The following is a 24,938-nucleotide window of genomic DNA, read 5'->3' as shown; positions in this document are numbered from 1 at the left end:
CAAGATTTCTGAAAAAATGTTTAGATCTCGCTTAGAATTAAAAAGGAGTTCTTCTATGAAGTCAACCAAAGCAACTGAAGAAGTTTTTAAAGCCAAGACTCACTTACTCAAGGCTAAGAAAATTATGAGTGAGTATGTTTTTGAACATCAACCTAATTCTTTCAAAAAGTTGAATAAGTTGATTGATGAACTTGATAATTTTTCACTTGAAATAAATGCTGACAGCTCGACTATTACGGGGGATCAGGATCCTCGTATCCTGGATCCGCATAGTATTAATAGTCATAAATACAAATAAAAAAAAGACAAATTGGTATGCTTTTATAAGTTGGACGTTTTAAGATGAGATGAATTTCTTATCTTTTTTTAAAACTTTTAGACGATAGTGAACTAGAATAATTCTAAAAAACAAAAGTTGTATGAAAGCTAACATAAGAGATGTAGTAATTTTTCTGAGTCCTTTTTGAATAATATTTGGAAAAAGGTTGCTATCTATAATATAGGATTTAATTAAAAGCGAAATAGGGTAACGTTAAAATGTTGGAATATATTATGCAATGTGACTTCATATAAACATATTTAAATAAATGAAAGAGAAGCTTTCGTAAGCCTCTCTTTCATTTAGCATTCTATTAATTGTAATCAGGAAGAACCCATGTGTTAATTGCATACGCCACTCCAGATTCATCATTCGATTTTGTAATGTATTTGGCAATAGATTTAAGGGCTGGAATTCCATTTTCCATAACCACTGGATGCCCGACTTTTTCAAGCATAGCACGGTCGTTTTCTGCGTCACCAATGGCCATTAATTCATCCACGTCGATTGAAAGCTTTTCTGCCAGATGAAGTACGGCGTTACCCTTGCTAACATCTTTGTTAACAAATTCAAGGAAATATGGTGCTGATTTGATCATGTTGAATTCTTCGAAAAGTTCAAAAGGCAAGTAAGCAATTCCCTCATCGAGAATTTCAGGCTCATCAATCATCATGACTTTGATTAAATCGAGCTTCATGATTTCTTCAGCAGTACGGTAGTGTAAAGGCATTTGAACAACTGAGGCTTCGTAAACGGTATACTTTCCGATATCACGGTTTGTCGTATAAATGCCATCACGAGTTGCAGCATGGATGTGCAGCCCCGCCTTACGAGCTGCATTATCGATATCAAGAAATTCTTCACCAGATATACCTTGAGCTATAAATTCTTCACCAGTGTCAGCACGTTGAACAAGACCACCATTATATGTGATAACAAAGTCTCCATGATCACGTAATCCTAGTTCGTCAAGAATCCATTGGACGCCTAGTAATGGACGTCCAGTGCAAATAACGACTTTCACACCTGCCACTTTAGCAGCTTCAACAGCTTCCTTTACTTCGGAGGTTAACTTACCTTCGGAATCAAGTGTAGTTCCATCTAAATCTAATGCTACAAGTTTAATCATTATTAATCAATTCCTCATTTCGTATGTATTTAGAGAATTTATCATTTTCCAACATAACTTTTGGAAAATAGAAACGCTTATTGCCATAAATGTTACCTGACAAGGTTGTCACTAAAGGAGATATTTCTGAAAGTTCAACCATGCTTCCATCTTTCCTAACTAATTCAATATTTTTACGAAGTTTATCTTCACTTGGGTTATAGATATCATAGGGTAAGTCATAGACAGAATGAATTGCGGAATAATAAGTCGGATCATACCCAGACTGACTGATAATCTTCTTCATTTTATCTAATTCAACTTCATCGGAAAACTTAAAAGATTTCCATACTTTTCGGTTTGTATAAGATGTCGCTAAATCAGCCAAAATACTGTCTTCAGACTCCATCCAACTTTGAAAATATGTTTCAAGAACACCATCGTCAAGCCTTAAATATTCCTTTAAAGTAAATTTATTTTTAAAGAAGGGAATTAAGCAGGGTGAAGTCAATTCGAAATAACCAGGTATTTCTTTGAATAAGTATTGCGCTCTTTTTAAAATTTGAGCTAACATAGCTTCCATTCCACGGGATGCAGGATGAAAATAAACTTGTTTATACATTTGATATCGAGAAATAATATAGTCCTCAACAGAATTAGCTCCATTAAAGCGGAAGGCAATGCCATTATCGACAGGAATCATGGCCTGTAAGATTCGAGTTAAATCAAACTGACCATAGTTGGTACCTGTGTAGTATGAATCTCGGAGGAGGTAATCCATCCGATCTACATCTATTTGGCTAGAAATAAGCTGAACTACCTGTTTATTAGGATAGCTATGATTGATCACACTGGCGACTTTATCAGGAAAATCATCAGATACCTGTTTTAAAATAGCATTTACTTCAGTTTTTGTAGAAGTGATCAGAGCCTGAGTGATAACTTCATGGTCAGTTCCAAAAAGTCTTTCAAAAGTATGAGAGTACGCACCATGTCCCAGATCATGAAGAAGGGCGGCACATTGGACTACCTGATTTTCCTCAGAGTTCCAAATTTCTGGAAAACTTTTGGTGAAATGATCCGTTATTCTCTTAGCTAAACAATAGACGCCAAGGCAGTGAGAAAAACGATTATGCTCAGCCCCATGAAAGGTATAAGAAGTTGTCCCTAGTTGCTTAATACGTCGAAGTCTTTGAAATTCAGCTGTATTAATAAGTTGATAAATGATCGGATCTTCCACTGTGATAAAGTTATGGATAGGATCGCGGAAGAGCTTTTCAAATCTTTTCATAGGTTAATTTTATCATAAAAGAGTAGGCAGATGCTTATTTCTTAGGTAGGGATTTATGAAGTTCTTCAATAGTAATATGAGGTTATATTAAAGTTGGCATAAATAGTGTAAAATAGTTCTGTGAAATTATTAATAAAGAATCTTATTGAAGTTGATGGAAAAGAAGAATTAGTTCGAGAAGAATTTGAGGGAAATCAACTAGTGCGTGGAAACCAAACCTTCCTCGAATACATTGATAAAAGGAAAGTTAAAATGATAATTTCTTATGACTTGACTTCTTTGAAACGTATTGCCTATACCAATCCTAGGACGATTATGCACTTTTCAGTCTCCCAAGTGACTGAGACTTATTATGACAGTTTAGGTTGGTTAAAGATTGAAACTCTTGATTTTAGTCAATCTGATAATCGACTTTTATTAAAATATAGAATCTTCAAAGAAGAGCAAATTTTAGGAAATTATCAATTAGAAATTTTAATGGAAAACTAGGAGAAAAAATGGGAGCTAATAAAAAAATTATTTTACCTAAGGAGCTATATACAAAACTTGATTTGATAGAGAACTCTGATCAAGTTGAAGTTGTGGATATAGCGAAGGATTCCTTTACTATTCATGCAGCTAATGCAAAAAATCAAAGTGATTATGCTCCTCGTTGGTTTCTTTTACCAACTGCAATAGTAGTGGTAATTTTTTTTGTTTCTGCTCTCATATTAAGGTATCCAACCATTCCTCTTATAGGTAGTATGTCAATTGGCACAGCAGTTGATGTTTTAGCCAATGGGGCAGCCTTTATCACTTTCATTTTGGCTTACATTGCGAAACGCAAAAGTCTTTATCATTACATGACCAAAAAGATTTATTGGCGGACCTTCGCGACGGTTACTGTTTCAGTGCTGATTATTTCAACGCTTGCCCTAGTTGCCTTATTTTGGTTTTTTAATCAAATTTTTCACGGTGTGAGATTTGATATTTTTACTTCAACTATTATTTTTGCCATGTTTGCGGGTATTATCAACTACTTTATCATTTTTGTAGTTGATAATTTTTCTATTGAAATGTTGGTTAACATGCTTATTTTTGTTGCAGTTGGGGGACTTGTGGCTTCGATGGCAACAAATGGCAATCAATATTGGTGGAAGGGTAATTTTTCTTTGTTAGGAACAAGTATTTCTAATTCAAGTTTTCAATTTAATTTAACATTAATTATTTCAGGTGCACTTTTTATTGCCTTAATTGACTATGTTTTTGTAGCCTTAGCAGATCGAGTTGGAACAAACTGGCGTCATAATACATTGAGGACCCTATTGACTTTGACGGCTATTTGTATTTCAGGTGTTGGATTAATTCCTAATACCATTGATTACACGACACCAGAGCATTTTTGGCATGATCAAATTGCCATATGGATTGTTTTCTTTATGGGTATTGCAATTCTTGGAATACGGTGGCTCTTTCCAGAAGCGAATCAATCATTTATCAATATCTCATATGGGATTGCATTACTACTTGCAATTTCTTATATTTCATGGAAATTTGTTGGTTATTTAAGTTTAACGGCGTTCGAGATCATTTCATTTGCAAGTAGCTTTGCTTGGCTCATGCTATTTATTAATCGCTTGACAAAAATGCTATGGGGAGTTCATGAAACTTATGAAGTATCTTTTGTGGATGTTGTTTCTGATGATGTCGAAGCTTTAAAAAGTTTAGACGACTAGCATGTCAACCATTTATAACTTTTTTTGCTATACTGAATGAAATGAAAACTTATGATTTAATTGTTGTTGGAGCAGGTCCGGTAGGACTCTATGCTGCTTACTATGCCGGAATGAGAGGACTTTCGGTTCAAATTTTAGAAAATTTTGATGAATTGGGTGGCCAACCCGCAAACTTATATCCAGAAAAGAAGATTTATGACATCGCAGGTATTCCTGAAATTAATGGCATTGAACTACGTGAGAATCTTTTAAAGCAACTTCAATTAGTTGAACATGAAATTATTTCTGGTGCACAGGTTCAAAAAATCGAAAAGAAAGAAGAAAAAGATTTTTTAGTAGTGACGAGGGCGGGGGACTTCCTATCAAAAGCCATATTAATCACCAGTGGTAATGGACTTTTGAAACCACGACTTTTAGCTATTGAAGGTGAAAATGAAGCAGTTGAGTCTGGTCTTCTTGCCTATTTTGTTAAAAATCTTGAGGCCTACAGAGGAAAGAAGTTGGCAATTTTTGGCGGAGGAGATTCTGCGCTGGATTGGTCATTGATGCTTGAAAAAATTGCTAGTGAGGTTCATCTGATTCACCGTCGCGATAAATTTAGAGCAGTCGAATCAACGATTTCTAAATTGGAAAATTCATCGATTCAAATTCATACGCCTTATATACTTAAAGAAATGTCTCAAAATAGAATTACTTTACAAAGGGGTAAAAATGATGAAAAATTGACTTTAGAGGTTGACAAAATTTTGGTTTTCCATGGATTTATAACTGAAAATAATGAATTGATTGATAAACTTGCAATTTCCCGTGCAGGTAAAATTCATGCTGGCATTGCCAATCGAACAAACATTTCAGGAGTTTATGTAGCAGGGGATGCTAGCGACTATGAAGGGAAAGTACCTTTAATGTCTGTTGGTTTTGGTGAAGCTGTGATAGCAATCAACGATATCGTGAAAACCGTTGAATTTAACCACAAGACGAGGAATGGGCATAGTTCATCATTATTTGCAAAATGAATTTTAAATTTAAATTCAGGAGAAATTTATGACTTTAACATTAATTTTAATTGTCTTTTTGATAGGCGCCTTTATTAATGGGTGGCACCGTGGATTATTCCTTGAATTGATGAGCCTTCTATCAACTATTTTTTCATTTGTTGTGGCGAGTCTGTTCTATAAAGATTTGGCGAATAAAACGATAACACGTCTTAGTCTAGAAGTACCCAAAGGAACTTATCAAATCATTGATAAAACTGTATCCTCTCAGGCTAGCCAATCTTTCTTTTCTTCTGTTTCTTTTTTAGTCATTTTTATTGTAGCAAGTATCTTTGCGGGACTTTTCCTCTTGCTTTTCCGTAAGTTCAGCAATTTTTTATCTTTTGGAAAACTTGGTCGTTTAGTTGCGGGCATATTAAGCGTCTTGGTAACATATTTTGCCTTGCAATTGTTATTAACTTTATTAGCTCTCTTACCTGTAAATGATTTACAAACTTTTTTGTCTTCATCAGGTTTTGCTCAATATATTATATTACATACACCTATCTCTTCAAATGCTCTCTTACATTTATTTATTAATAATGTGCTGCATTTGAATATTTACTAATTTGAAAATCTACATATTTATAATGAATAATAAAATATTAAAAACTTTAGAATTTGATTTAGTAAAGGCGAAGCTTGAACCCTTTTTAGCTACTGAGCAAGGGAAAAATGAGTTACGTAACTTACAAATCTTTACAAATGCTGATAAAATCCAAGAGGAATTTTCTCAGTTGGCTGAATTTGAAGAGGTGATATCTCAAAATGGCCCGCTAAATATTTTGCATACAAAAGATATCTCAGAAATTTTAAAGAGATTGCAGCTTCAGGCTAGTTTGTCCGGACCTGAATTTTTACGCATCAAACGAGTTATTTCAACCTTGGGACGTATAAAACAATATTTTAAAGAGGCTACCAATATTGAATTTCCAAGTCTTGGTCTTCTACTTGACAAAATCTTTGAGAATAATGAACTTGTCCATTTGCTATCTATTTTCGATGATTCAGGTGCCCTCTTAGATACTGCTTCAAGCAAGCTATATGAGCTTCGTACTGAAATTCGCCAAGAGCAGTCAGCAATTGACAAAATTATGCAGGATATGCTTAACCATCATGCTGCTGACCTAACCGAGAATTTGATTACCATTCGTAACGATCGTAAAGTTCTCCCTGTCAGTGCAGGAAATAAGTCGAAAATTCCTGGTGTGGTACATGATATTTCTAGCTCAGGTGCTACACTTTTTATTGAACCAAATGCAGCAGTTACTCGAAATAATAATCTCAATCAAAAAAGAATTGAAGAAAAGAATGAAGTTTCACGAATTTTCATGGAGCTTTCAGATAAATTAATTACATTCTTGCCGGATTTAAAACAAGCATCGTGGGTTATTGGTAAGTTTGATTTGATTAAGGCTAAATCAGAGTTTATGAGGCGTAATGAAGCTATTATACCTTCCCTTGCTCATGATCACGATATTCAGATCTATCAAGCGAGACACCCATTAATAGAAGCTAATAAAGTTGTTCGAAATGACATTCTTTTTTCAAATGATCTCAATTCTATTGTGATAACAGGACCAAATACTGGTGGTAAAACAATAACAATTAAGACTTTGGGTATATTAACCTTGATGGCTCAATCGGGATTACCAGTTACAGCCGGAGTAGGAACTAAAATTGCCCTTTTTGATGAAATTTTTGCTGATATTGGTGACGAACAATCCATTGAACAAAGCCTTTCAACTTTTTCAAGTCATATGTTGCACATCATCGAGATTCTAACAAAAGCTAATAAAAATTCATTAGTACTTTTTGATGAACTAGGAGCAGGAACAGATCCAAAAGAAGGAGCGGCTCTTGCAACTGCTATCCTTGAAGAACTCCGCTCTCGTAAAATAAAAACATTATCAACTACACACTATCCTGAGCTTAAGGCCTATGGCCTTGAGACTGAAGGTGTACAGAATGCCTCCATGGAATTTGACATCGAAAATATGCGCCCTACCTATCGCCTCCGTTTAGGTGTCCCAGGGCGTTCAAATGCTATTGAGATTTCTAGACGTCTTGGGCTCTCCGAGTCTGTGATTGAAGCCGCAAAAGTTGAACTAAATGATAATGAGACTGACATAAACGGCATGATTGAACGTCTCGAGAGTCAAGTCCATTCTCAAGAAGAAGCAACCGCTGAAATTAAACGTTTGAAATTGGACTCTGAAAAGATTAACAAGCAATTGATAAGTGAACAAAGGGCTTTGGAACGTGAAAAAGACAAGCTTATTGATTCCGCCCGAACTGAAGCTGCAGAAATTGCCGGTAAAGCTCGTGAAGAAGCTCAAGCTATTCTCAAACAACTAAATGAAAAGATGCAGTTAAAACCACATGAAGTGATTGCAGGCATGGCTGAACTGGATAAATTGATTCCTGATTTATCCAAAAATCGTGTTCTTAAGAAGGCAAAAGCATCACGTGGTCTTATAGTAGGTGCGGAAGTGCTTGTAACAAGTTTTGGCCAACATGGGAGAATAATTCGTCTTGAAAAAGATGGCCGCTGGCAAGTTCTAATTGGTTCAATAACTGCAATAGTGGATGAGTCAGACCTTGAAATTCTCCAAACGGTCGAAAAACCATCTACTAAGTTAAAAAATATCAGTCGTAGAGTTTCAACTAATATTAAAGCTCAGCTGGATCTTCGCGGGACACGTTATGAAGAAGCAAGCTTAGAGATTGACAATTATATTGATCAAGCTCTCCTAACCAATCTAAGTACAATTACGATTGTGCATGGTATTGGTACAGGCGTGATTCGTGAACTTGTTAAGAAGAAACTTCAAGCCAATAAGCATGTTAAAAGTTTTGAGTACGCACCGATGAACGCAGGTGGATCAGGTGCAACCATTGCACAATTGAAATAATTTTTCTTTTGACTAACTTTTATGGAATATAAATTTATATGAGCATATACTTTGTTATTTGCAAAGCAAATGGTAAAATTAAAATAAGTTAGTAGACGCAAGTCATAAAGGAGATAAGTATCATGGAATATCATGTAACAGATGCCAATTTTGTTGAAGAAACAGCAAATGGTACAGTATTGGTTGACATGTGGGCAACCTGGTGTGGCCCCTGTCGTATGCAAGCCCCAATCTTGACTCAACTTTCAGAAGAACTTGATGAATCTGAACTCAAGATCGTAAAAATGGATGTAGATGAAAATCCAGCAACCCCTCAAGGTTTTGGCGTGATGGCGATCCCAACTCTTCTTTTCATGAAGAATGGACAAGTTGTTCGCCAAGAAGCTGGGGTTCATACAAAGGCTCAAATAAAGCAAATTTTGGAAGAAATTGCTTAGTCAAAAAAAGCTCGCTAATCGCGGGTTTTTTTGATAGACTAAAATAGTTAAAGCTTACAAGCTGGACTAAAAATTTTATGAAAAATAAAAATCTTATTATACTTCCATTATCTATTTTAGTGTTGGGCCTTTTAGCAGGAACAGGGGCAGGCCTTTTGAGCCTTTTTTTGGACTTAATTGAAGGACTGTTTTTAGGTTTCAAAGAAAGTCCCACTCATCCCTCTTCACTTGCCACCTATCCTCCTCAGCGTCTAGAATCAATCCTGATAGGTGGCTTTATTGCAGCTTTGATTGGGTATTTTATCCGTCGTAAACATCAAATTCCAAAAATATCGGAAACTATGGTTGGAGCAAAAATGCCTTTTTGGAGGACTGTTTTGCATGTCCTGACACAAATTTTCTATGTTGGCACTGGAGGATCTGTTGGCCGAGAATTAGCACCTCGTGAGCTGGGAGCACTTTTTGCCAATAAGTGGGATGAATTACTTCAGCAATTTGGACTTGTTTCTCTGAGTGCAGAAGACAAGTCACTCTTGATTGCAGCAGCAGCAGGTGCAGGTTTTGCAGGTGCTTATATAGCGCCAATTACGGGGATGTTCTTTTGTATTGAAATCCTGCACAAGAAGATCTCAGCTCGGGCAGTTTCAGTAAGCCTTTCGATGTCAATTATTGCCGCGTTAATAGGAAGTCTTTTTAAGGGAAACAGTGCATACTATGCTGTGGGGTCTCAATCCTTTTCAAATTACTTCATGATCCTAGTTATAGTAATTTCGCCTATCAGTGGCTTAATTGGAGCCTATTTCCGCAAAACTTTTCTCTGGGCAGAAGCTCATCAGAGTCATAATAAACATATACTATGGCTTTTACCATTTGCAGCTCTAGTCACGGGAATAATTTCAATGCGCTTTCCAGAAATTATGGGAAATGGACGCGCGTTAGCTCAAGAGGCTATGAACATTAAATCTACGAGATTTATAACCATTTTACTTTTACTTATGCTCCTTAAAGGATTTATTACTGTTGTCACCATTCGCTCAGGAGCGGCTGGGGGAACACTAACACCCGCGCTAGCCATTGGGGCATGTGTTGGAGCAATTATTTGTTTAATCTTACCTGGTTTTCCAGTTTGGCAAGGGGCATTGGTTGGCGCAACTTCTTTGTTGGCTGCGGCTCAACAAGCACCTCTAATGGCTCTCTTTATGTTGATTGAAGTGACCCACCTCCCCCTCAATTCTGCTGTACCACTTGGTTTTGCCGTAGCCATTGCAATGGGCATCTCGAAGTTAATAATTAAGCATGAGACAATCCAACCTCTAGAAGACGAATAGGTTTGAATTTTTAATTTCCTAAAAAGAGGTAAAATTTAAATCTAATTTGAATAACGGTTCATCCATGTCTAAATTTTGGCAACAGCCTTGATGCACCCCTCAAAAATTGTACTTTATATAGTGCAATACATTAAGACAGATTAAACTTCTTATCTTTTTCATTTTGAATAGGTTAAACGGAATTGAATTGGGCTCATCCAGTTCAATTTTTTTGACTCGTTTTGTATCATAAACTAAACCCAAGAAGAAATTACCTGTTCAAGTACTCTAAAGGAATTAAAGAAACGACCGTAACAGATTTCTTGTTTGAGTAAGCCAAAGAATTTTATATCACTGCATTATCATAATAGTTTCCTTACGATTTATAAATTCATAAATCGTAAGGAAACTTGAATACTTTAACATAACTTTTCATCTAATAAACTTAATCTTAGTCTGAATGAAAAGTCTGCTGAAAGAGACAATCAGAAATGATTTTGATTGCATCATTCGTTGCAGTGAAATTTACTTTGCTCTTCGGATGTTGTAAAAGCTTAAAACTGAGTATTTCATTATTAAACATGTCCAGAAAGGATTTAAAGTAGGCTTTCTTCTGAATTCTATTTTCATAATACTTGAACTCCATTGTAATCATAGTAATTTTCTTGTCTGAAACGAAATTCTTGAAAAGCTTGTGAAGCTTGTTCTTTTTATCTCTTCCTACTTCTCTAGTTAGGTGTTTTCCGCCGATATGGCCTACACAATGTGCTACTTTTTCATCAACTGCTGAACTTTCTTGTGTTTTTAAAATACAAAATGAGAAGACTTATTGGGGAATATCTCAAGTAATAACTTCTCTCAGATACCCTTCAAATTAGATTATTCAAAACCCATGTATCACAAGAAGCTTGAATCATCTTAGCAGAATGCTTTATCTTAACCTTCAATCGATTCCGTTTCTGCTTAAGTTTTTGATAAATTTCTTGTGGTATCTTCCCTAAACGCCGTACAGTATGATTAACACTTATTATGCCAAGGTACAATTTACATCGTTCAATAATCACAAAATATTTTGTTTTTAGCAAGAAAAGTCTTACATCTGATTTACTTTTACTTGGTTTTTAAAATTCAAGTAAAAAAAATTCAGGTGCTTTCTCTCTCCTTGGGTAGCTAATTTGATTATGCGATTTACTAACCAAGGCATTTATATTTTTCAATCTTTGCAATATAACTTGCTCAAATTATTTAAAAATTAAATACACATAAACTACAAAAATGTGAGAATAAATTCAAAAAATTTTAAAAAACATTTTTATATTTTTAGCAAATATGGGACAAAAGTATTTATAAGAATTTTCAAATGCTAAAATTTTCATATCACTTAATGAAGGAGGTAGAAAAAGTGAAAAAACAAAATTATTCTAAAGTAAGTATTCTTGAGAAGTATGATCTAAAAAATTATTTATCAAACAAATGCAGAAGATAGCTATTACGATATAGAGAGCGAATAAATAACTTGTTATTTTGAAAGAAAGCCAGCCTAATATTCTTGCATGAGAAAATATACTAAATGGTGAATTAAGAAAAAATGAGTTTAAATCTAATAAGAGATTAAGCAATCATATTTTTCAAACCTATTGGAAAATTTAATTCGTGGATTAATGAATACTTTTAAGTATGCACTTTAAATCAATGGCAAAGGGATTTTAATTAATTTAAAAATATTGGGGAAGAAAGTATTTAAATGCAAATGAAAACCTATTGAAAATGATTCAAATAGCGCACTCAACAAAATTATTCAAGGCAACATACATCTCAATAATTTTTTAATAAATGATGATTAGAAGTCTGTTACATTGATTTAGAGTACTCCCATTAACTAAATAGTATCCAAAAATAACTACAAAAACACCTGGATAGTATTTTAAAAAGTGGGATGCATGGAAGGTGACGTTAAAGACTTGAGAAAATTAGGGAAAGCTATTTTGTATAGCATTAATCAACTAAATATATTTGAATCTGAAAATTTATTAGTCAATAAAAAATATGTCTTGTTGAGTCTCTATTTAGGCGGTTTGGTTATGAAATTAATATAAAAGATTTGTTAAAGTATTATTGATTGAAGGATAAACAATTTCAGAAGCAATATCATTATTTCAAAAAGCAACATATAAAAAGCTTATAAATAATAAATTAAATATTATTGATTTGTGTGAATTAGAAAAAGTTTTTATTTCCTCTATATTGCAAATGGAAGTAGTGTTTGGATCTGTTTTTAATGATTATAACTTTGAAAAATATAAAAATACTGTAGTTACAATTGCGGAAGGAATGGATGTTCAAATAGGTAAATGTGTTTCCTTTTTAAAAGAAACTTTGTGGATTGCTTTTTTAATACAACTATATTAGATTAGGAAAACAAATAATAAAAAATATTTATGTTGGGTTTGTGCACAGTTAGAGACTTGCAGGATGTTCATAAAAGATGAAAATTTATTTAATTTTTCTTCTAAAGGCTATGAAACAGATTTTAGAATGGATATGCTGGATTAAATTATGTAGAAAGTTTGAGGGAAGAATATGAAATTACTAAAAAACAATAAAACTTTTTTTTCGCTGTTTTTAAGTAGTGTTTTTACCATGTTTGGAGCAAGTTTGTTTAGTATCGTTTTCCTCATTTATGCAACGAGTTTCCAAAATAAAAGTTTAATGGTATCCATCGCTGAAGTATTTATTGTTTTGCCAGCATTTTTATCAATTTATACCGGTTTTTGGGCGGATAAGACTAAAGATAAAAGTAAAATGATGATTTTTATCGGAATTATGCAAATGTTTTTCTTTTTGCTTATTGCTATTATTATTGGACTAACTCATAACTTTATTTCCTTTTTTATAATAGGAATTATAAAATTTATATCTGATTTATTAAGTTCATATAAAAATGGTCTCAGAATTCCTATTTTACAAAAAAATTTAAAATCTAATGAAGTATCATCTGCATTTGGACAACTTCAAAGTTTTGGATCAATTTTAGAGATAGTTGGCCAAACATTTGGAGTAATGTTTCTTTCCTTAACAGGACAGTCATTTACAATTGTGGCTATCCTTAATGCATTTTTATATTTAATTTCTGCTCTGATACTTTTGTTTTTTAAACGATACTTGACCTTTAATAGTGCTGTTAGCAGTATTTCTCGATTAAACATACGAGAAACATTTTCGCAAATTAAATCGGTTTTTTCTAAAGAAAAGAATAATAAATTTGTAATTACTATATTATCAATTATTTTTATCAATTTCATTTTATCAGGCATCGGCCCCGTAACAGATTTGGCATTGACAAACCTTCATCCTTTTGGTAATAATTATGGGGTCTCAGTTCTCATTTTTAATTGTTTTTTGTCGTCAGGAATGATTGTAGGTTCACTTTTTATGAATGATTTCTTAAACGAAACAAAAATGAATACTATTATCCTGTATGTATTTGGTTTTTCAACACTATTTGGGATTTTATTGATGCATTTAACTTTTTTAGCTCCTATGGTTCTTTTTTCTATTGCATATTGCGCCTCTAAAACCAGTCCAAGAGTAAATTCACTGATTTTAAATAACATTTCCCCAGATAACTTAGGAAAAGTTTCTGGAGGAATTAGTACACTTTTTACTTTTTCAGTACCCTTTGGTGCTTCACTTTTTATATTTATAGCAAATTTAACAAGTATTGTAATAACCTTTTATATAATTTCGTTAATCAGTTTATTAGGGTTTCTTATGATGTTCTTACTAAACAGACAAAACTCTATTAAATGAGTAAAGAGCAATAATTGAGCTAATCAAGCATATATTTCTATAAATTACAAATTTTGGCAAAATGCAATTATAAGTTAGCCAGTTTTAACATCTGGCTCGAACTTTTATAATTGAGCATTTTTATTGGTAAGAATTAATCTAAGCTCAATACAGATAACAAATTATTTATCAGTTATTGGTATTTATTGAACAAATGCATCAGATTATGGCGGTTTCTACTATCGTCAGAACTTGTATAGCCACAGCAATAAGAGTGGATATTCACAATTTCATAAAAAGGGTAAGTTTTAGAAAGTACGCACATTATCAGGATGATAGAGATAGAGGAATGTCCGTGGTATTTTGGGCTAGTGTTATAGGAAGCTTGAACCTTCTTAGTAGCATAATTTTTAAAATTTTAATTGACTTGAGCCTTTTTAGTTTACGATAAATCGTTTGTGGAGCTCACCTAACAGCCTCAAAAAAATACCCCCTAACTCGGTGATTCTTCATGTACTTATCATAAATAAATGTTAGATGCTTGCCTTTACATAAGAATGTTCTTATATTTGAATCAGTGTCTTTTACATTTTTCGAAATATAAATACAAAAATTTCAGGTATTACTTAGGTTTGTGACATGCCTATTGAAATTTTTAGTATTTGCAAAATAATATGATTTCATATTACAAGAATAAAATAATGTTAAAATTTTAATACGAGGAAAAATGGTCAAAGAATTGGGTGAAATTTTTAAAACAATAAGGCAAGAAAAGGATTTTTCAATAAGAAAAACAGTTGGAAATGTTCTATCAAAATCTCAACTTTCACGGTTTGAGAGAGGAGAAAATGATATTTCAGCAAAAAAACTTTTTGCATTATTAGAAAATATTAATGTTCCTATAGAGGACTTTGCAGAAAGGTTCCACGAATTTAATATAGATCCTAGTAAAAAACTTTTTAATACGATAGGATATCTGGAACAGACAGGAGATTTTACAGAATTAAAAAAATTAGGAGAAGAACAATTAAATTTATTTTATGATGATTTTAAACTAATTAACCGTCTTAATTATCTTGCAATTAAGGGAATTTTAGCCACACATGAGTTGGGTAAAAAGTTAACGTATGAAGAAAAAAGAATAATTATTGATTATCTTTATAATATTTTAGAATGGCAACAATATGAACTACACCTTTTTAACGCAACAATCTCACAAATGGATTATCCAAATGTAAGATTCCTTGGGAAAGAAATATTTCACCGAGAATATTTTTTTAAAGATATTCCTGAAAATAGAGACTTGATATTAAGAGGAGCTAGAAATTTTGCTATTATTTCTATTCGAAACAATGATTTTGAAACAACCTATGCAATTTTAAATTGGCTTGATGAAAATAGAAAGGATGAAAGTGAATTTAAAGTAAGAGTTATTCAAAAACTTATCTTAATTGAATTGTACGAACATACAGGCAAAATTCAAGCGGCAATCAAAGAATTATCTGACATTGTGCTAATTTACGAAAAATTTGGTAATACCCACTCCTATGAACAGTATAAGAAAGAGCTTGAGGAGCTAAGAAAACAAGTGCAATAAGCTTTTGTATATTTTAATAATAAAAATTGAATAATATAAGTTAGCTAGTGTTATCATCTGGCTTAAACAACTATAATGTATATTTTTTGAAAAATTAATCCAAGCTCAATCTTATATTGAATGTAGTTGGAGCCCGCTCAAACTTTTTAAGCAATGCTGACTTCTAAAAGAATATGATAAAGTCATCGACACTTGAAAGTGTTATTACTGTCTCTATGCCCCCTAAATTAAGAATATGGGCGGCGTAGAAGTGAGGCAAGTGGTTCAGGCAATGGCTGTGTTACTCAGTACGCACCGGAATCAAAGTTTTAACTTCTAGACTAATTATAAAGTCCCTTTCTGAATTCAAAGCGTCCGCTTACAACATGCAAAGACTCTTTAGACCCTATCAGAGAAGCTTGCTATAGCATCATTCTAAAAAATGGCGAAATAAGGCTATATTTCACTTTTACAATCATATCTTACTTCTCAAAAGCTTAGAGTAGACTATACAATATAAACCAAAAAATAAACCAAAAACAAATTTTAAAAACTCATAGATAACTATTTGGCACTTACTGATTGAAGATACATATTGAGTGTAACTCAGCTTTCTGCTATAATTATGATTATGAATAAAAAAGATATTGAAATTACAATTCGAGATACTAAAGAGGGTGTTGACCTTTTTATTGGAAAAAAATTAATCGGTTCAGTAGTTGAGACAGATAGTAATTTTGAAGCGCACAGCTCGCAAAAGTTCCTTGCGAATTTCAAAAATTACGCTGATGCTGAGGAAGAAGTTATCCGAAATTACAATCTAAGCATCTAATTTGTTAAAAAAAGACAACATGAAAATTATTGTTCCATTTTGCCCAACCTCTGAACTAGAGATTGACGAAGTTGAATTGTCACTTTTTGAAGGCGCAGACATAATTGAGTGGCGTGCAGACTATTTTACACCAGATGGGATTAGTTTGGTTGCCGAGAAAATTTTTAAAAAATTTGCTCAGTGGCCAATTTTATTTACCTTGAGAACGAGTCAAGAAGGTGGAAATTTTGAACTTTCAGAATCAGTCTACATTTCCATTTTACGACACATTTTAATAGATTTTCACCCTGAATTTGTTGATGTTGAGGCTTATAGTAAGCCATTTATGATGGAAGAACTGGCAGACTTTAAGGACAAGTTAGTATATTCCTATCATAATTTTCAAAATATTCCAGATAATCTTGAAAAAATCTTGACATCTTTTGCTGGCCAGAATCCTTCAGTTATCAAATTGGCTCTGACGGCCAGAAGCAAATCAGAAGTCTGGGATGTTCTCATGCGAGCAAGTCTATTTCGAGAAAAATACACGATTCCCTTAATAATAGTCATAATGGGGGAAATTGGCAAAATTTCACGTTTAGTAGACAGCCCGTGGACTTTTGCAAGGCTTGAGCCTGTAAAAAATGAACTGGGACAGTACACTGTGACAGAAACTAAGAAAATTTTAGAACTTTTATAAATATGGAGATTACTGGATATACGCGGATGGCAGCCGTGATTGCCACCCCTATTAAGCATAGTCTCTCACCTTTTATTCATAATTTGGCTTTTAAGGAAACTGGCGAAAATGGTGTCTATTTAGCGTGGGAAGTTAACGAGAAAGACTTGATTCAAGTACTTCATAATATTCGTTCCTTGAATATGTATGGGGTAAACCTTTCAATGCCCTATAAATCACTTGCTATGTGGTTTCCTGAAAATCTGTCTGAACGTGCCAAACTGATTGGAGCAATTAATACTATTGTGAATGAAGATGGCAAGCTCACCGGACACAATACGGATGGAATTGGTTTTTTTAAATCTCTTGAAGATGAGAATTTCTTTCCTGAAGATAAAGTAATTACAATTTTGGGTGGCGGTGGAGCTGCTCTGGCCATCATAACAGAAGCAGCACTAAAAAAAGCTAAAAAAATTAATGTTTTTGCCAGAAAATCACCTTCGTACAATCTTTTGGCAAAGAAAATTCAAACCCTCTCAAGCCTTATTGGAACTGAGATCCAATTATTTGATTTAAATGATCAAAATCTTCTAAATGGTTTGCTCAATGAATCTCAGCTTTTCATTAATGCAACCTCAGTAGGAATGGATGGTAGTTCAATTCCAATTAATGATGACATACAAATTGAATCAAATTTATTAGTCGCAGATGTTATATACAAGAGCAAAGTGACACCCTTGTTAAGGTGGGCTGATTCACAGAACCTTAGAAGAGTCAATGGCTTAGGAATGTTGGTTTATCAAGCAGCAGAATCTTTTAAGTTATGGACGGGCAAAGATATGCCAGTAAAATTGATAAAAGATGAATTATCAAAAAAGCTTTATTAAACGGTCAACTGCGTAGATTGAGATGAAATATTTATCTCAATCTAAAACATAAATAGCTTACAGCCAATGCTGTAAGCTATTGTATTTGAGATATAGTTCAATTTCAATATCAAATAATCAAATGATGGTCAACTCACATTGTTCAGAGGCTATATTGATATTTGAATTTTGCTTTAGTTTTCATTATTATTTCTAGTAAGTTTTTTCAATAAAGAATGGTATGATAAATTCAATATCTAGCGTAATTATAATCAATTCAATATAGCAACTAACTATAAATCATTTTTAAAATTTTAAAGATTGAATTTTGAATTTTCCCATTTAACTTTCATTTGTGATACGATTATTGTGTTGAGTTATCAACAACTTACATTTAAGGAGAAATAATGCTTTCAACGTTTACTAGCCTCTCTCTTTTTGGGCTTTTTGATCAGATTAATACGATATTTAAAAATTTTGCTCAAACTCCTGCAACACATATTTGGATTTATGTCGGCTTAGGTGCTCTTATTTTCATTGAAACAGGACTTGTAATCTTCCCATTCTTACCTGGCGATTCAGTACTTTTCTTCGTTGGTGGACTTGCTGCCTTGTCAGCTGGGAAATTAAACATCTGGTTGTTGATTTTAGTGATGGGGGTTATAGCTTTCCTTGCTAACTTGATTAACTATGAAATTGGTCGTCGCTTCGGAGATGTTATACCAAGAATTAAATGGATTAGTCGTATTTTAAAACCTCAATATATTGAAGAAGCTCATAAGTTTTTTGAAAAATGGGGGAGTTGGGCGATCTTTCTAGGACGTTTTATGCCAATCATTCGTACGGTTGTACCTTTTGTTGCAGGAACAGGCAAGATGCCCCACAAGAAGTTTGTCCTCTTTAATTTTCTTGGTGGTTTTTCTTGGGTAATTGTGGCACTTGGAGCTGGATATTTACTTGGCACAAATGCTTGGGTGCAATCTCATTTTGAAATCATTATGCTTGCGATTGTTGTGATTTCACTTTTGCCAGCAGTAATTGGTGGCTTCTCAAGTTACATAAAAAATCGAAAAAAGGCAACTAGCTAATAAAAAATAGCAGAATCTGAAAGATTTTAAAATTAATGAAAATAGAAATAAATATTGCAAATCATCCTTATGAGGTATTAATAGAATCTGGTGCTTTTAAAGCTGTTGGGAATTGGGTATCCTCTATCTGGAAGGCCCAGAAAATCGTAATCATTTCGGATGAAACTGTAGCATCATTGTATGCTTCAAGTTTGATGTCAAATTTGGTAAAAGCGGGATTTGATGTCTCGCTTTTTACTTTTCCAGCTGGAGAGACTTCTAAAAATTTAAATACCGCAGAAGCTGCATGGGATTTTTGTGCCGAAATAGGGCTTACTCGTATTGACGGAATCATTGGTTTTGGTGGAGGTGTGGCTGGAGATTTAGCTGGATTTATAGCTTCGACTTACATGCGTGGAATTCATTTTCTGCAAATTGCAACTTCACTTACTTCTCAGGTAGATAGTTCCGTCGGTGGTAAAACAGGAATTAATTCTGTTCAGGCAAAGAATTTGATTGGAACTTTCTCACAGCCTGATGGAGTTTTAATTGACCCAGATTTTCTTCAGACACTTAATGAGCGTTGTTTACGTGAAGGAATGGGAGAAGTAATCAAGTGCGCCTTGATTGCAGATCAAGAACTTTGGAGTCAACTTGAGCTAATCTCTGGTTCTAATGAAAGTATTTTAAAATACGCTGAATACATAATTGAACATGCGATTAAAGTCAAACGAGACGCTATAATTGAAGATGAGCATGATTATGGAAGCCGACTGTTACTTAACTTTGGTCATACAATTGGCCATGCAATAGAAGCCTTTACTAGTTATGGGCAAGTTATGCATGGTGAAGCTGTAGCTATTGGAATGCTTCAAATAACTAAAGTTGCCGAAGAAAAAGGATTAACTCAGCCAGGCTTAACTGAAAAAATTCGTCAAATGTTGCAAAAGTTTATACTCCCAGTCGGTTACGAACCATGGGAAGTAGATGAACTTTTTGAAATTTTGACTCATGACAAAAAGGTCCGTGTGAGTCAGTTCAACCTAATCCTTGTACCCAAAATTGGTAATGCTAAAATTTATCCACTTGAAATTGAAAAAATTAAAGACTTCCTGATAACATGAAAAAAACTATACTGAAAGTGTGGTTGTTAATGCAGTCTTTTAAGGATTAACCTTGATTCGGGTGACTTTAATCTAAATATTCTTTTAACAATAGACACCCTTTTTGGTATCCCAGATTTTGGTAAAAGGGCATTAACAGGTTTTAATAAAAACAAAATTATTTTCTACTGAAACACTACATATGATTTAACTCTAGTTAGAGAATTTTTAAATTTGAAGTAAAAACCTCACTATTAATTAACTAATAACAAATCTATAATTGTAACTCCATTGTATTTGAATGGAGTTAAACTTTTTAGCCAATACTGATTTTCGAAAATAAAAGTTGAGACTCTTTGAAAATAAATATGTATTTCTTTATAGTAAACATCGTTGAGAACAAAGAAAATTTTTCTATACTCTATACTATAAGATAAGTTGAGTTTTGTTAAAATAGAATCAACATGAGTTTCCTGCCAACTTGAGAGGGATATGTAATGTAAGATTAACTATTAAAATGACAAATAATATAAATTTTTGGATGTAATCATAAAAAAAATAAATGGACGATATCTCGCACCAGAAATTGTAAAAACTAGGAGAATATGTTTACTGAAAAATCATTTAAAGTTTTTGAATTAGAGACACTGGAGATGCGGTTACCCGCCATTCGCTCTGAAATTCACCCTGTTATGTCAAGAATCGGACAAAAGATGATTGAAGTTTTGTCTCAAGAAATGCCCGATCGAAACTTCTATCTTCATCTTGCCCAGCATATACGACGTCGAGTGAATCCACCAGAAATCACCCTGTCAGGAATTTCGGAAAATAAACGTGGCTATAAAATGATGCCACATTTTCAAATTTCAATCTGTCAAGATTATGTGGCTGTTTTACTTGGTATCATTGATGATCCAAAGGAACGTATCACTTTTGGTGATCGACTTTTGGATTTTGATGGAAAATTTCCTGTTGATTTCAAAGTTTCAAAAGATCATATGTCTAAAGAATTTTTTGACTTATCAAATTTTGCTGATTTTGCTCATCATCTTAAAAATGTAAAGAAGGCAGATTTTGAAATTGGTAGAGTTTGGCCAGCTTTACAATTTAATATTGAAAATGAATCAAAATATATGCGAGAAATGTTAGAAACAATCAAAGAGTTAATTCCTCTTTATTTACAAATTGTAGGGGATTGAAAAGAGCTAATAATGTACTAGATTCATGGATTCTTGCAAAATCATGATCGTAACAAGGTTTTGATGTGATATTTTTCAAATATTTTATACAAACAAAAATGCTGTGCACTCAAAATGATTGGAATGCATTTTATTCATTGTAATTGATTATTAATGAGCATGAACTAAAAGGTAATACTTATCAAAAGTGGATTTAAACTTTTATATATTGGTTTTATTTAAAATTCACAAATTAAACCCATTTACTTTGAGAATTTAATAATTCAATAAATCGAAAAATTTAATAAAATTAAGGACTGAAACTTATGAGATATTTTACAGCTGGAGAATCACATGGTCCAAAGTTGACCGCGATTATTGAAGGCGTACCGGCTGGTTTAGAACTTTCAATTGATGATATAAATCTTGAATTAAAACGTAGGCAAAGCGGTTACGGTCGTGGGGCTCGTATGAAAATTGAGTCGGACCAGGTAGAAATTTCTTCTGGTGTTCGTCATGGGAAGACGCTAGGTTCACCGATTACTTTGACAGTTGAGAATCATGACTTTCGAAACTGGAATGAGGTAATGGCAATTGGAGAAGTATCTGATGAGGTCAAGTTAAGACGACGCATGACGCATCCACGGCCGGGTCATGCGGATTTAGTTGGTGGTATGAAATACAATTTTACAGATCTTAGAAATGTTCTTGAACGTTCGAGTGCACGTGAGACAACAATGCGTGTAGCTGTTGGAGCTGTTTCAAAAAAAATATTATCAAAACTAAATATAAAAGTTGCGAACCACATTGTGAATTTTGGTGGTATTGATTTGGACTATCCATTGGATTTGACAGTTGGTCAGATTCAATCAATAGCTAGTAAAAACAATCTATCTATAATGGATGTGTCGCGTTATAATGAGATCTGCGAATACATTGATAAGATTAAGCGAGAAGGAGATACTATAGGTGGGATTGTCGAATTCAGAGCTGAAAATATCCCAGCTGGGTTGGGCTCTTATGTGCAGTTTGACCGGAAGTTAGATGCTAAGATAGCTGCAAGCGTAGTGTCAATTAATGCATTCAAAGGTGTAGAGTTTGGACTTGGTTTTGAGATGGGGCACAGACTAGGATCTGAAGTAATGGATGAGATTGTTTGGTCAGAAAAAGGTTACTCAAGATCAACAAATCGGCTAGGTGGTTTTGAAGGTGGGATGACAAATGGTCAACAAATCATTGTCCGAGGTGTAATGAAGCCTATCCCTACTCTTTATAAGCCATTAATGTCGGTTGACATAGATACACATGAACCTTATCGTGCCTCTGTTGAGCGCTCAGATCCAACAGCTCTTCCAGCAGCTGGAGTGATTATGGAAAATGTGATTGCAACTGTTCTGGCGCAAGAAATTTGTGAAAAGTTTAATTCAGATACAATGCTAGAACTGTCAGAAGCTCTATCGAATTATAGAACCAAAATTAAGAATTATTAAAATCAAAAAGCTAGGGGGAATAGATATTAAAATTTTGCACCTTTAGTTTTTTTATATTTTTATAACAGCTATTGGAAAAATTGAAATCATTCTACAAGAAAATTAATAGAAATAAAGCAGTAAGTTAATTTCAACTTATAAATGTTAGATTTTATAACATGGAATGAATGAAATAATTGTTTCATCAAATAATTTTGCTATGATTTTGATATGAATTCTTATTGAAAGGAGCATTCTAATGAATACTGGTTCTATTGCTTTTATTCTCCTATGCTCAGCCATGGTTTTGTTGATGACGCCTGCACTTGCATTCTTTTATGGAGGACTTGGACGAAGGAAAAATGTACTTAACAACATGATGATGTCACTTGCACCAATGGCATTAGCTTCACTATTGTGGATTATTTTTGGATTTACGCTCTCATTTTCTGGTAGTGCTGATTGGATTGGAAATTTTAACCATCTTTTCATGTATGGAGTGGATATGGCAAAAAATTCACTTTTCTCTACAAATCAGATTCCTGACGGACTTTTTAGTGCATTTCAGATGATGTTTTCAATTATCAGTGTTGCACTCATTACAGGCTCGGTCGTTGGCCGAATGCGGTTTACCCCTCTTCTGATATTCATGGTTTTTTGGTTGCTTTTGGTTTATTACCCACTGGCTCATATGGTTTGGGGTGGTGGTTTCCTAGCAAAACTCCATGCAATTGATTTTGCTGGCGGAAATGTGGTTCACATTTCGAGTGGGGTGACGGGCTTGGTTCTTGCACTTGTATTAGGAAAAAGACGTGATTATGAAAGGCTTGAATACCGCCCACATAATATTCCTTTTGTTGTCCTTGGAGCTGGGTTACTTTGGTTTGGTTGGTTTGGGTTCAACGCAGGATCGGCACTGTCAGCTAACTCTGTCGCAATAAATGCATTTGTAACAACAAATACAGCTGCGGCGGCGGCCATGTTGTCTTGGATGATTCTTGAAAAAATTATTATTGGCAAACCCTCAGTTGTGGGGACTTGCTCGGGGGCAATAGTTGGTCTAGTTGCAATAACACCTGGTGCAGGATATGTTTCTGTTTTGGGATCAATGATTATTGGATTTTTAGTCAGCCCTCTAAGCTTCTTTATGATCAGCAAGGTGAAACAAAAATTTGGATATGATGACGCACTTGATGCCTTTGGCTGTCACGGCATAGGCGGGATGTTTGGTGGAATCATGACGGGAATTTTAGCGACACCGGCTTTGTCACCGCAGCATGGATTTGTAGGACTGATTTACGGGTCATCAAAACTCTTTATTGCCAATCTTTCTGCTGTAATTTTTTCTGTAATTTTCTCTGCTCTGGTTAGCTTTATTATTATTAAAGTGATTTCCATCATAATGCCAATTCGAGTAAGTGATCGTGCTGAAGCAATTGGACTTGATGATAGTGAGCATGAAGAGACGGCCTATCCTACCTTCTTAGGTTTAGATTCATAACAAATTGGAGGTTAATATGAAAAAAATAGAAGCAATTATTCGTACTGATAAATTGGAAGACTTAAAAAGAGCCTTTTCCACTAAAGGATTTACTCATGGTATGACTGTTTCGCAAGTTCTTGGATATGGGAAGCAAATCGCATTTACTGAGTATGTTAGAGGCCAAAAAATTGAAACGACTCTTCTTTCGAAAATCAAAATTGAAGTTGTGTGTATTGATGAAGAAGTAGATGAAATTGTAAATGTCATCATTAATGCAGTAAAGACTGAAGAGGTTGGAGATGGGAAGATTTTCGTTCAACCTGTCGAACGAGTGATTCGGATTCGTACGGGGGAGGAAGATAATCTGGCTTTGTGAGAATAAGTAATTTTTTATATAAATTGATTCTTAAAAATAAAAAAGAGGAAGTTGATTGATGTGAACCCAAGAATATAGACTTTTCAAAAATGAAAGGTCTTTTCTTATGGCAAAATATTCATTTGAATTCAAATTCAAAGTTGTTCAAGATTATCTTAATGGGATTGGAGGCACTCCCTTTCTTGCTCAGAAATATCATATGAAAGGGCATCAACTCATTGAAAATTGGGTTCATTCCTATCAATCTTATGGGATTCAAGGGCTTGAGCGTAAACGTCAACACACAGCTTATTCAACACCATTCAAACTCAATGCGGTAATAACAAGCGAGAAATCGTACCAAACACTCGCTCACGAGCTGAGACTGAATAATCCTGCCCTCCTTACCCGTTGGGTACTTGATTATCGTCAAAAA

At 33.9% G+C, this 24,938-nt stretch carries 24 protein-coding genes and 1 pseudogene; 22 read left to right on the top strand and 3 right to left on the bottom strand.

The features are described from left to right. Window positions 1-55 precede the first annotated feature (55 nt). The gene (locus HNQ37_RS05000; RefSeq protein ID WP_183539910.1) at window positions 56-298 is read left to right on the top strand and encodes a hypothetical protein; all 243 of its coding nucleotides are present in this window, start codon (window positions 56-58) and stop codon (window positions 296-298) included. A 334-nt stretch (window positions 299-632) separates the two neighbouring features. Here the strand turns inward: HNQ37_RS05000 and yidA are convergent, their stop codons facing one another. Both yidA and HNQ37_RS04990 read right to left on the bottom strand, forming a co-directional pair. Continuing rightward, entirely contained in the window at window positions 633-1,451 is an 819-nt protein-coding gene (gene yidA / locus HNQ37_RS04995; RefSeq protein ID WP_331036141.1) for a sugar-phosphatase, read from the bottom strand. Then, window positions 1,441-2,718: an HD domain-containing protein gene (locus tag HNQ37_RS04990; RefSeq protein WP_183539906.1), complete on the bottom strand. Its 1,278-nt coding sequence runs from the start codon at window positions 2,716-2,718 to the stop codon at window positions 1,441-1,443. The genes yidA and HNQ37_RS04990 overlap by 11 nt, the downstream gene beginning before the upstream one ends. Before the next feature lie 120 nt (window positions 2,719-2,838). On the opposite strand from HNQ37_RS04990, the gene HNQ37_RS04985 reads away from it, so the two are divergent. The 7 genes from HNQ37_RS04985 (at window position 2,839) to HNQ37_RS04955 (ending at window position 10,147) form a co-directional block, all read left to right on the top strand. Then, window positions 2,839-3,207 carry a DUF1934 family protein gene (locus tag HNQ37_RS04985; protein WP_183539904.1) on the top strand — a complete coding sequence of 123 codons (369 nt, stop codon included), beginning with the start codon at window positions 2,839-2,841 and terminating at the stop codon, window positions 3,205-3,207. 8 nt (window positions 3,208-3,215) lie between these two features. Further along, window positions 3,216-4,433: a DUF998 domain-containing protein gene (locus HNQ37_RS04980; protein ID WP_183539903.1), complete on the top strand. Its 1,218-nt coding sequence runs from the start codon at window positions 3,216-3,218 to the stop codon at window positions 4,431-4,433. Window positions 4,434-4,474: 41 nt separating this feature from the next. Beyond that, window positions 4,475-5,449, top strand: a complete 975-nt coding sequence (locus tag HNQ37_RS04975) for an NAD(P)/FAD-dependent oxidoreductase (RefSeq protein WP_183539901.1) — start codon at window positions 4,475-4,477, stop codon at window positions 5,447-5,449. A gap of 28 nt (window positions 5,450-5,477) precedes the next feature. After that, on the top strand, window positions 5,478-6,035 hold the full coding sequence (locus HNQ37_RS04970; protein ID WP_183539899.1) for a CvpA family protein: 558 nt from the start codon (window positions 5,478-5,480) through the stop codon (window positions 6,033-6,035). A gap of 22 nt (window positions 6,036-6,057) precedes the next feature. Beyond that, window positions 6,058-8,382: an endonuclease MutS2 gene (locus tag HNQ37_RS04965; protein WP_183539897.1), complete on the top strand. Its 2,325-nt coding sequence runs from the start codon at window positions 6,058-6,060 to the stop codon at window positions 8,380-8,382. Between the two features lie 113 nt (window positions 8,383-8,495). Continuing rightward, window positions 8,496-8,819 carry a thioredoxin gene (gene trxA, locus HNQ37_RS04960; protein WP_331036140.1) on the top strand — a complete coding sequence of 108 codons (324 nt, stop codon included), beginning with the start codon at window positions 8,496-8,498 and terminating at the stop codon, window positions 8,817-8,819. Window positions 8,820-8,896: 77 nt separating this feature from the next. Beyond that, complete coding sequence (locus HNQ37_RS04955; protein WP_183539893.1) at window positions 8,897-10,147, top strand: chloride channel protein; 1,251 nt, start codon at window positions 8,897-8,899, stop codon at window positions 10,145-10,147. A gap of 233 nt (window positions 10,148-10,380) precedes the next feature. Here the strand turns inward: HNQ37_RS04955 and HNQ37_RS08680 are convergent, their stop codons facing one another. Then, window positions 10,381-10,476, bottom strand: coding sequence for an IS3 family transposase (locus HNQ37_RS08680; protein ID WP_183539934.1), 96 nt, complete (start codon window positions 10,474-10,476; stop codon window positions 10,381-10,383). A 1,590-nt stretch (window positions 10,477-12,066) separates the two neighbouring features. Here HNQ37_RS08680 and HNQ37_RS04945 point away from each other — a divergent pair. The 14 genes and pseudogenes from HNQ37_RS04945 to HNQ37_RS04880 form a co-directional block, all read left to right on the top strand. Then, the gene (locus HNQ37_RS04945; protein ID WP_183539891.1) at window positions 12,067-12,222 is read left to right on the top strand and encodes a hypothetical protein; all 156 of its coding nucleotides are present in this window, start codon (window positions 12,067-12,069) and stop codon (window positions 12,220-12,222) included. 112 nt (window positions 12,223-12,334) lie between these two features. Beyond that, complete coding sequence (locus HNQ37_RS04940) at window positions 12,335-12,535, top strand: hypothetical protein (protein ID WP_183539889.1); 201 nt, start codon at window positions 12,335-12,337, stop codon at window positions 12,533-12,535. A 171-nt stretch (window positions 12,536-12,706) separates the two neighbouring features. Beyond that, complete coding sequence (locus HNQ37_RS04935; protein ID WP_183539887.1) at window positions 12,707-13,936, top strand: MFS transporter; 1,230 nt, start codon at window positions 12,707-12,709, stop codon at window positions 13,934-13,936. A gap of 706 nt (window positions 13,937-14,642) precedes the next feature. After that, window positions 14,643-15,512, top strand: coding sequence for a helix-turn-helix domain-containing protein (locus HNQ37_RS04930; protein ID WP_183539885.1), 870 nt, complete (start codon window positions 14,643-14,645; stop codon window positions 15,510-15,512). Window positions 15,513-16,122: 610 nt separating this feature from the next. Further along, window positions 16,123-16,323: a DUF2969 family protein gene (locus HNQ37_RS04925; RefSeq protein ID WP_183539883.1), complete on the top strand. Its 201-nt coding sequence runs from the start codon at window positions 16,123-16,125 to the stop codon at window positions 16,321-16,323. Window positions 16,324-16,342: 19 nt separating this feature from the next. Next, entirely contained in the window at window positions 16,343-17,002 is a 660-nt protein-coding gene (locus tag HNQ37_RS04920; protein ID WP_183539881.1) for a type I 3-dehydroquinate dehydratase, read from the top strand. Between the two features lie 2 nt (window positions 17,003-17,004). Continuing rightward, a complete protein-coding gene (gene aroE / locus HNQ37_RS04915) occupies window positions 17,005-17,868 on the top strand; it encodes a shikimate dehydrogenase (RefSeq protein ID WP_183539879.1) in 864 nt (287 codons plus the stop codon). Window positions 17,869-18,254: 386 nt separating this feature from the next. Beyond that, on the top strand, window positions 18,255-18,935 hold the full coding sequence (locus HNQ37_RS04910) for a VTT domain-containing protein (protein WP_183539877.1): 681 nt from the start codon (window positions 18,255-18,257) through the stop codon (window positions 18,933-18,935). A gap of 35 nt (window positions 18,936-18,970) precedes the next feature. Continuing rightward, the gene (gene aroB / locus HNQ37_RS04905; protein ID WP_183539875.1) at window positions 18,971-20,038 is read left to right on the top strand and encodes a 3-dehydroquinate synthase; all 1,068 of its coding nucleotides are present in this window, start codon (window positions 18,971-18,973) and stop codon (window positions 20,036-20,038) included. A gap of 584 nt (window positions 20,039-20,622) precedes the next feature. After that, window positions 20,623-21,216, top strand: coding sequence for a DUF1054 family protein (locus HNQ37_RS04900; RefSeq protein ID WP_183539873.1), 594 nt, complete (start codon window positions 20,623-20,625; stop codon window positions 21,214-21,216). Between the two features lie 305 nt (window positions 21,217-21,521). After that, complete coding sequence (gene aroC / locus HNQ37_RS04895; protein ID WP_183539870.1) at window positions 21,522-22,685, top strand: chorismate synthase; 1,164 nt, start codon at window positions 21,522-21,524, stop codon at window positions 22,683-22,685. Window positions 22,686-22,923: 238 nt separating this feature from the next. After that, window positions 22,924-24,165 carry an ammonium transporter gene (locus tag HNQ37_RS04890; protein WP_183539868.1) on the top strand — a complete coding sequence of 414 codons (1,242 nt, stop codon included), beginning with the start codon at window positions 22,924-22,926 and terminating at the stop codon, window positions 24,163-24,165. Between the two features lie 16 nt (window positions 24,166-24,181). Further along, window positions 24,182-24,523 (top strand): P-II family nitrogen regulator, encoded by a 342-nt coding sequence (locus HNQ37_RS04885; RefSeq protein WP_183539866.1) that lies wholly within the window; start codon window positions 24,182-24,184, stop codon window positions 24,521-24,523. Between the two features lie 106 nt (window positions 24,524-24,629). Continuing rightward, a pseudogene (locus tag HNQ37_RS04880) lies at window positions 24,630-24,938 on the top strand (IS3 family transposase); the annotation flags it as partial.

The sequence above is a fragment of the Lactovum miscens genome (assembly GCF_014202895.1).
Taxonomy (GTDB): domain Bacteria; phylum Bacillota; class Bacilli; order Lactobacillales; family Streptococcaceae; genus Lactovum; species Lactovum miscens.
Note: the sequence above shows the minus strand (reverse complement) of the source record. Positions and strands in the feature narration are given on the sequence as shown.

What these genes read in the sequence shown, in the direction of transcription:
- HNQ37_RS05000 (WP_183539910.1), top strand. Translation starts at nt 56, where the DNA reads ATGAAGTCAACCAAAGCAACTGAAGAAGTTTTTAAAGCCAAGACTCAC.
- HNQ37_RS04990 (WP_183539906.1), bottom strand. Translation starts at nt 2,718, where the DNA reads ATGAAAAGATTTGAAAAGCTCTTCCGCGATCCTATCCATAACTTTATC.
- HNQ37_RS04980 (WP_183539903.1), top strand. Translation starts at nt 3,216, where the DNA reads ATGGGAGCTAATAAAAAAATTATTTTACCTAAGGAGCTATATACAAAA.
- HNQ37_RS04975 (WP_183539901.1), top strand. Translation starts at nt 4,475, where the DNA reads ATGAAAACTTATGATTTAATTGTTGTTGGAGCAGGTCCGGTAGGACTC.
- HNQ37_RS04970 (WP_183539899.1), top strand. Translation starts at nt 5,478, where the DNA reads ATGACTTTAACATTAATTTTAATTGTCTTTTTGATAGGCGCCTTTATT.
- HNQ37_RS04965 (WP_183539897.1), top strand. Translation starts at nt 6,058, where the DNA reads ATGAATAATAAAATATTAAAAACTTTAGAATTTGATTTAGTAAAGGCG.
- HNQ37_RS04955 (WP_183539893.1), top strand. Translation starts at nt 8,897, where the DNA reads ATGAAAAATAAAAATCTTATTATACTTCCATTATCTATTTTAGTGTTG.
- HNQ37_RS04945 (WP_183539891.1), top strand. Translation starts at nt 12,067, where the DNA reads ATGGAAGGTGACGTTAAAGACTTGAGAAAATTAGGGAAAGCTATTTTG.
- HNQ37_RS04935 (WP_183539887.1), top strand. Translation starts at nt 12,707, where the DNA reads ATGAAATTACTAAAAAACAATAAAACTTTTTTTTCGCTGTTTTTAAGT.
- HNQ37_RS04930 (WP_183539885.1), top strand. Translation starts at nt 14,643, where the DNA reads ATGGTCAAAGAATTGGGTGAAATTTTTAAAACAATAAGGCAAGAAAAG.
- HNQ37_RS04925 (WP_183539883.1), top strand. Translation starts at nt 16,123, where the DNA reads ATGAATAAAAAAGATATTGAAATTACAATTCGAGATACTAAAGAGGGT.
- HNQ37_RS04920 (WP_183539881.1), top strand. Translation starts at nt 16,343, where the DNA reads ATGAAAATTATTGTTCCATTTTGCCCAACCTCTGAACTAGAGATTGAC.
- aroE (WP_183539879.1), top strand. Translation starts at nt 17,005, where the DNA reads ATGGAGATTACTGGATATACGCGGATGGCAGCCGTGATTGCCACCCCT.
- HNQ37_RS04910 (WP_183539877.1), top strand. Translation starts at nt 18,255, where the DNA reads ATGCTTTCAACGTTTACTAGCCTCTCTCTTTTTGGGCTTTTTGATCAG.
- aroB (WP_183539875.1), top strand. Translation starts at nt 18,971, where the DNA reads ATGAAAATAGAAATAAATATTGCAAATCATCCTTATGAGGTATTAATA.
- HNQ37_RS04900 (WP_183539873.1), top strand. Translation starts at nt 20,623, where the DNA reads ATGTTTACTGAAAAATCATTTAAAGTTTTTGAATTAGAGACACTGGAG.
- aroC (WP_183539870.1), top strand. Translation starts at nt 21,522, where the DNA reads ATGAGATATTTTACAGCTGGAGAATCACATGGTCCAAAGTTGACCGCG.
- HNQ37_RS04890 (WP_183539868.1), top strand. Translation starts at nt 22,924, where the DNA reads ATGAATACTGGTTCTATTGCTTTTATTCTCCTATGCTCAGCCATGGTT.
- HNQ37_RS04885 (WP_183539866.1), top strand. Translation starts at nt 24,182, where the DNA reads ATGAAAAAAATAGAAGCAATTATTCGTACTGATAAATTGGAAGACTTA.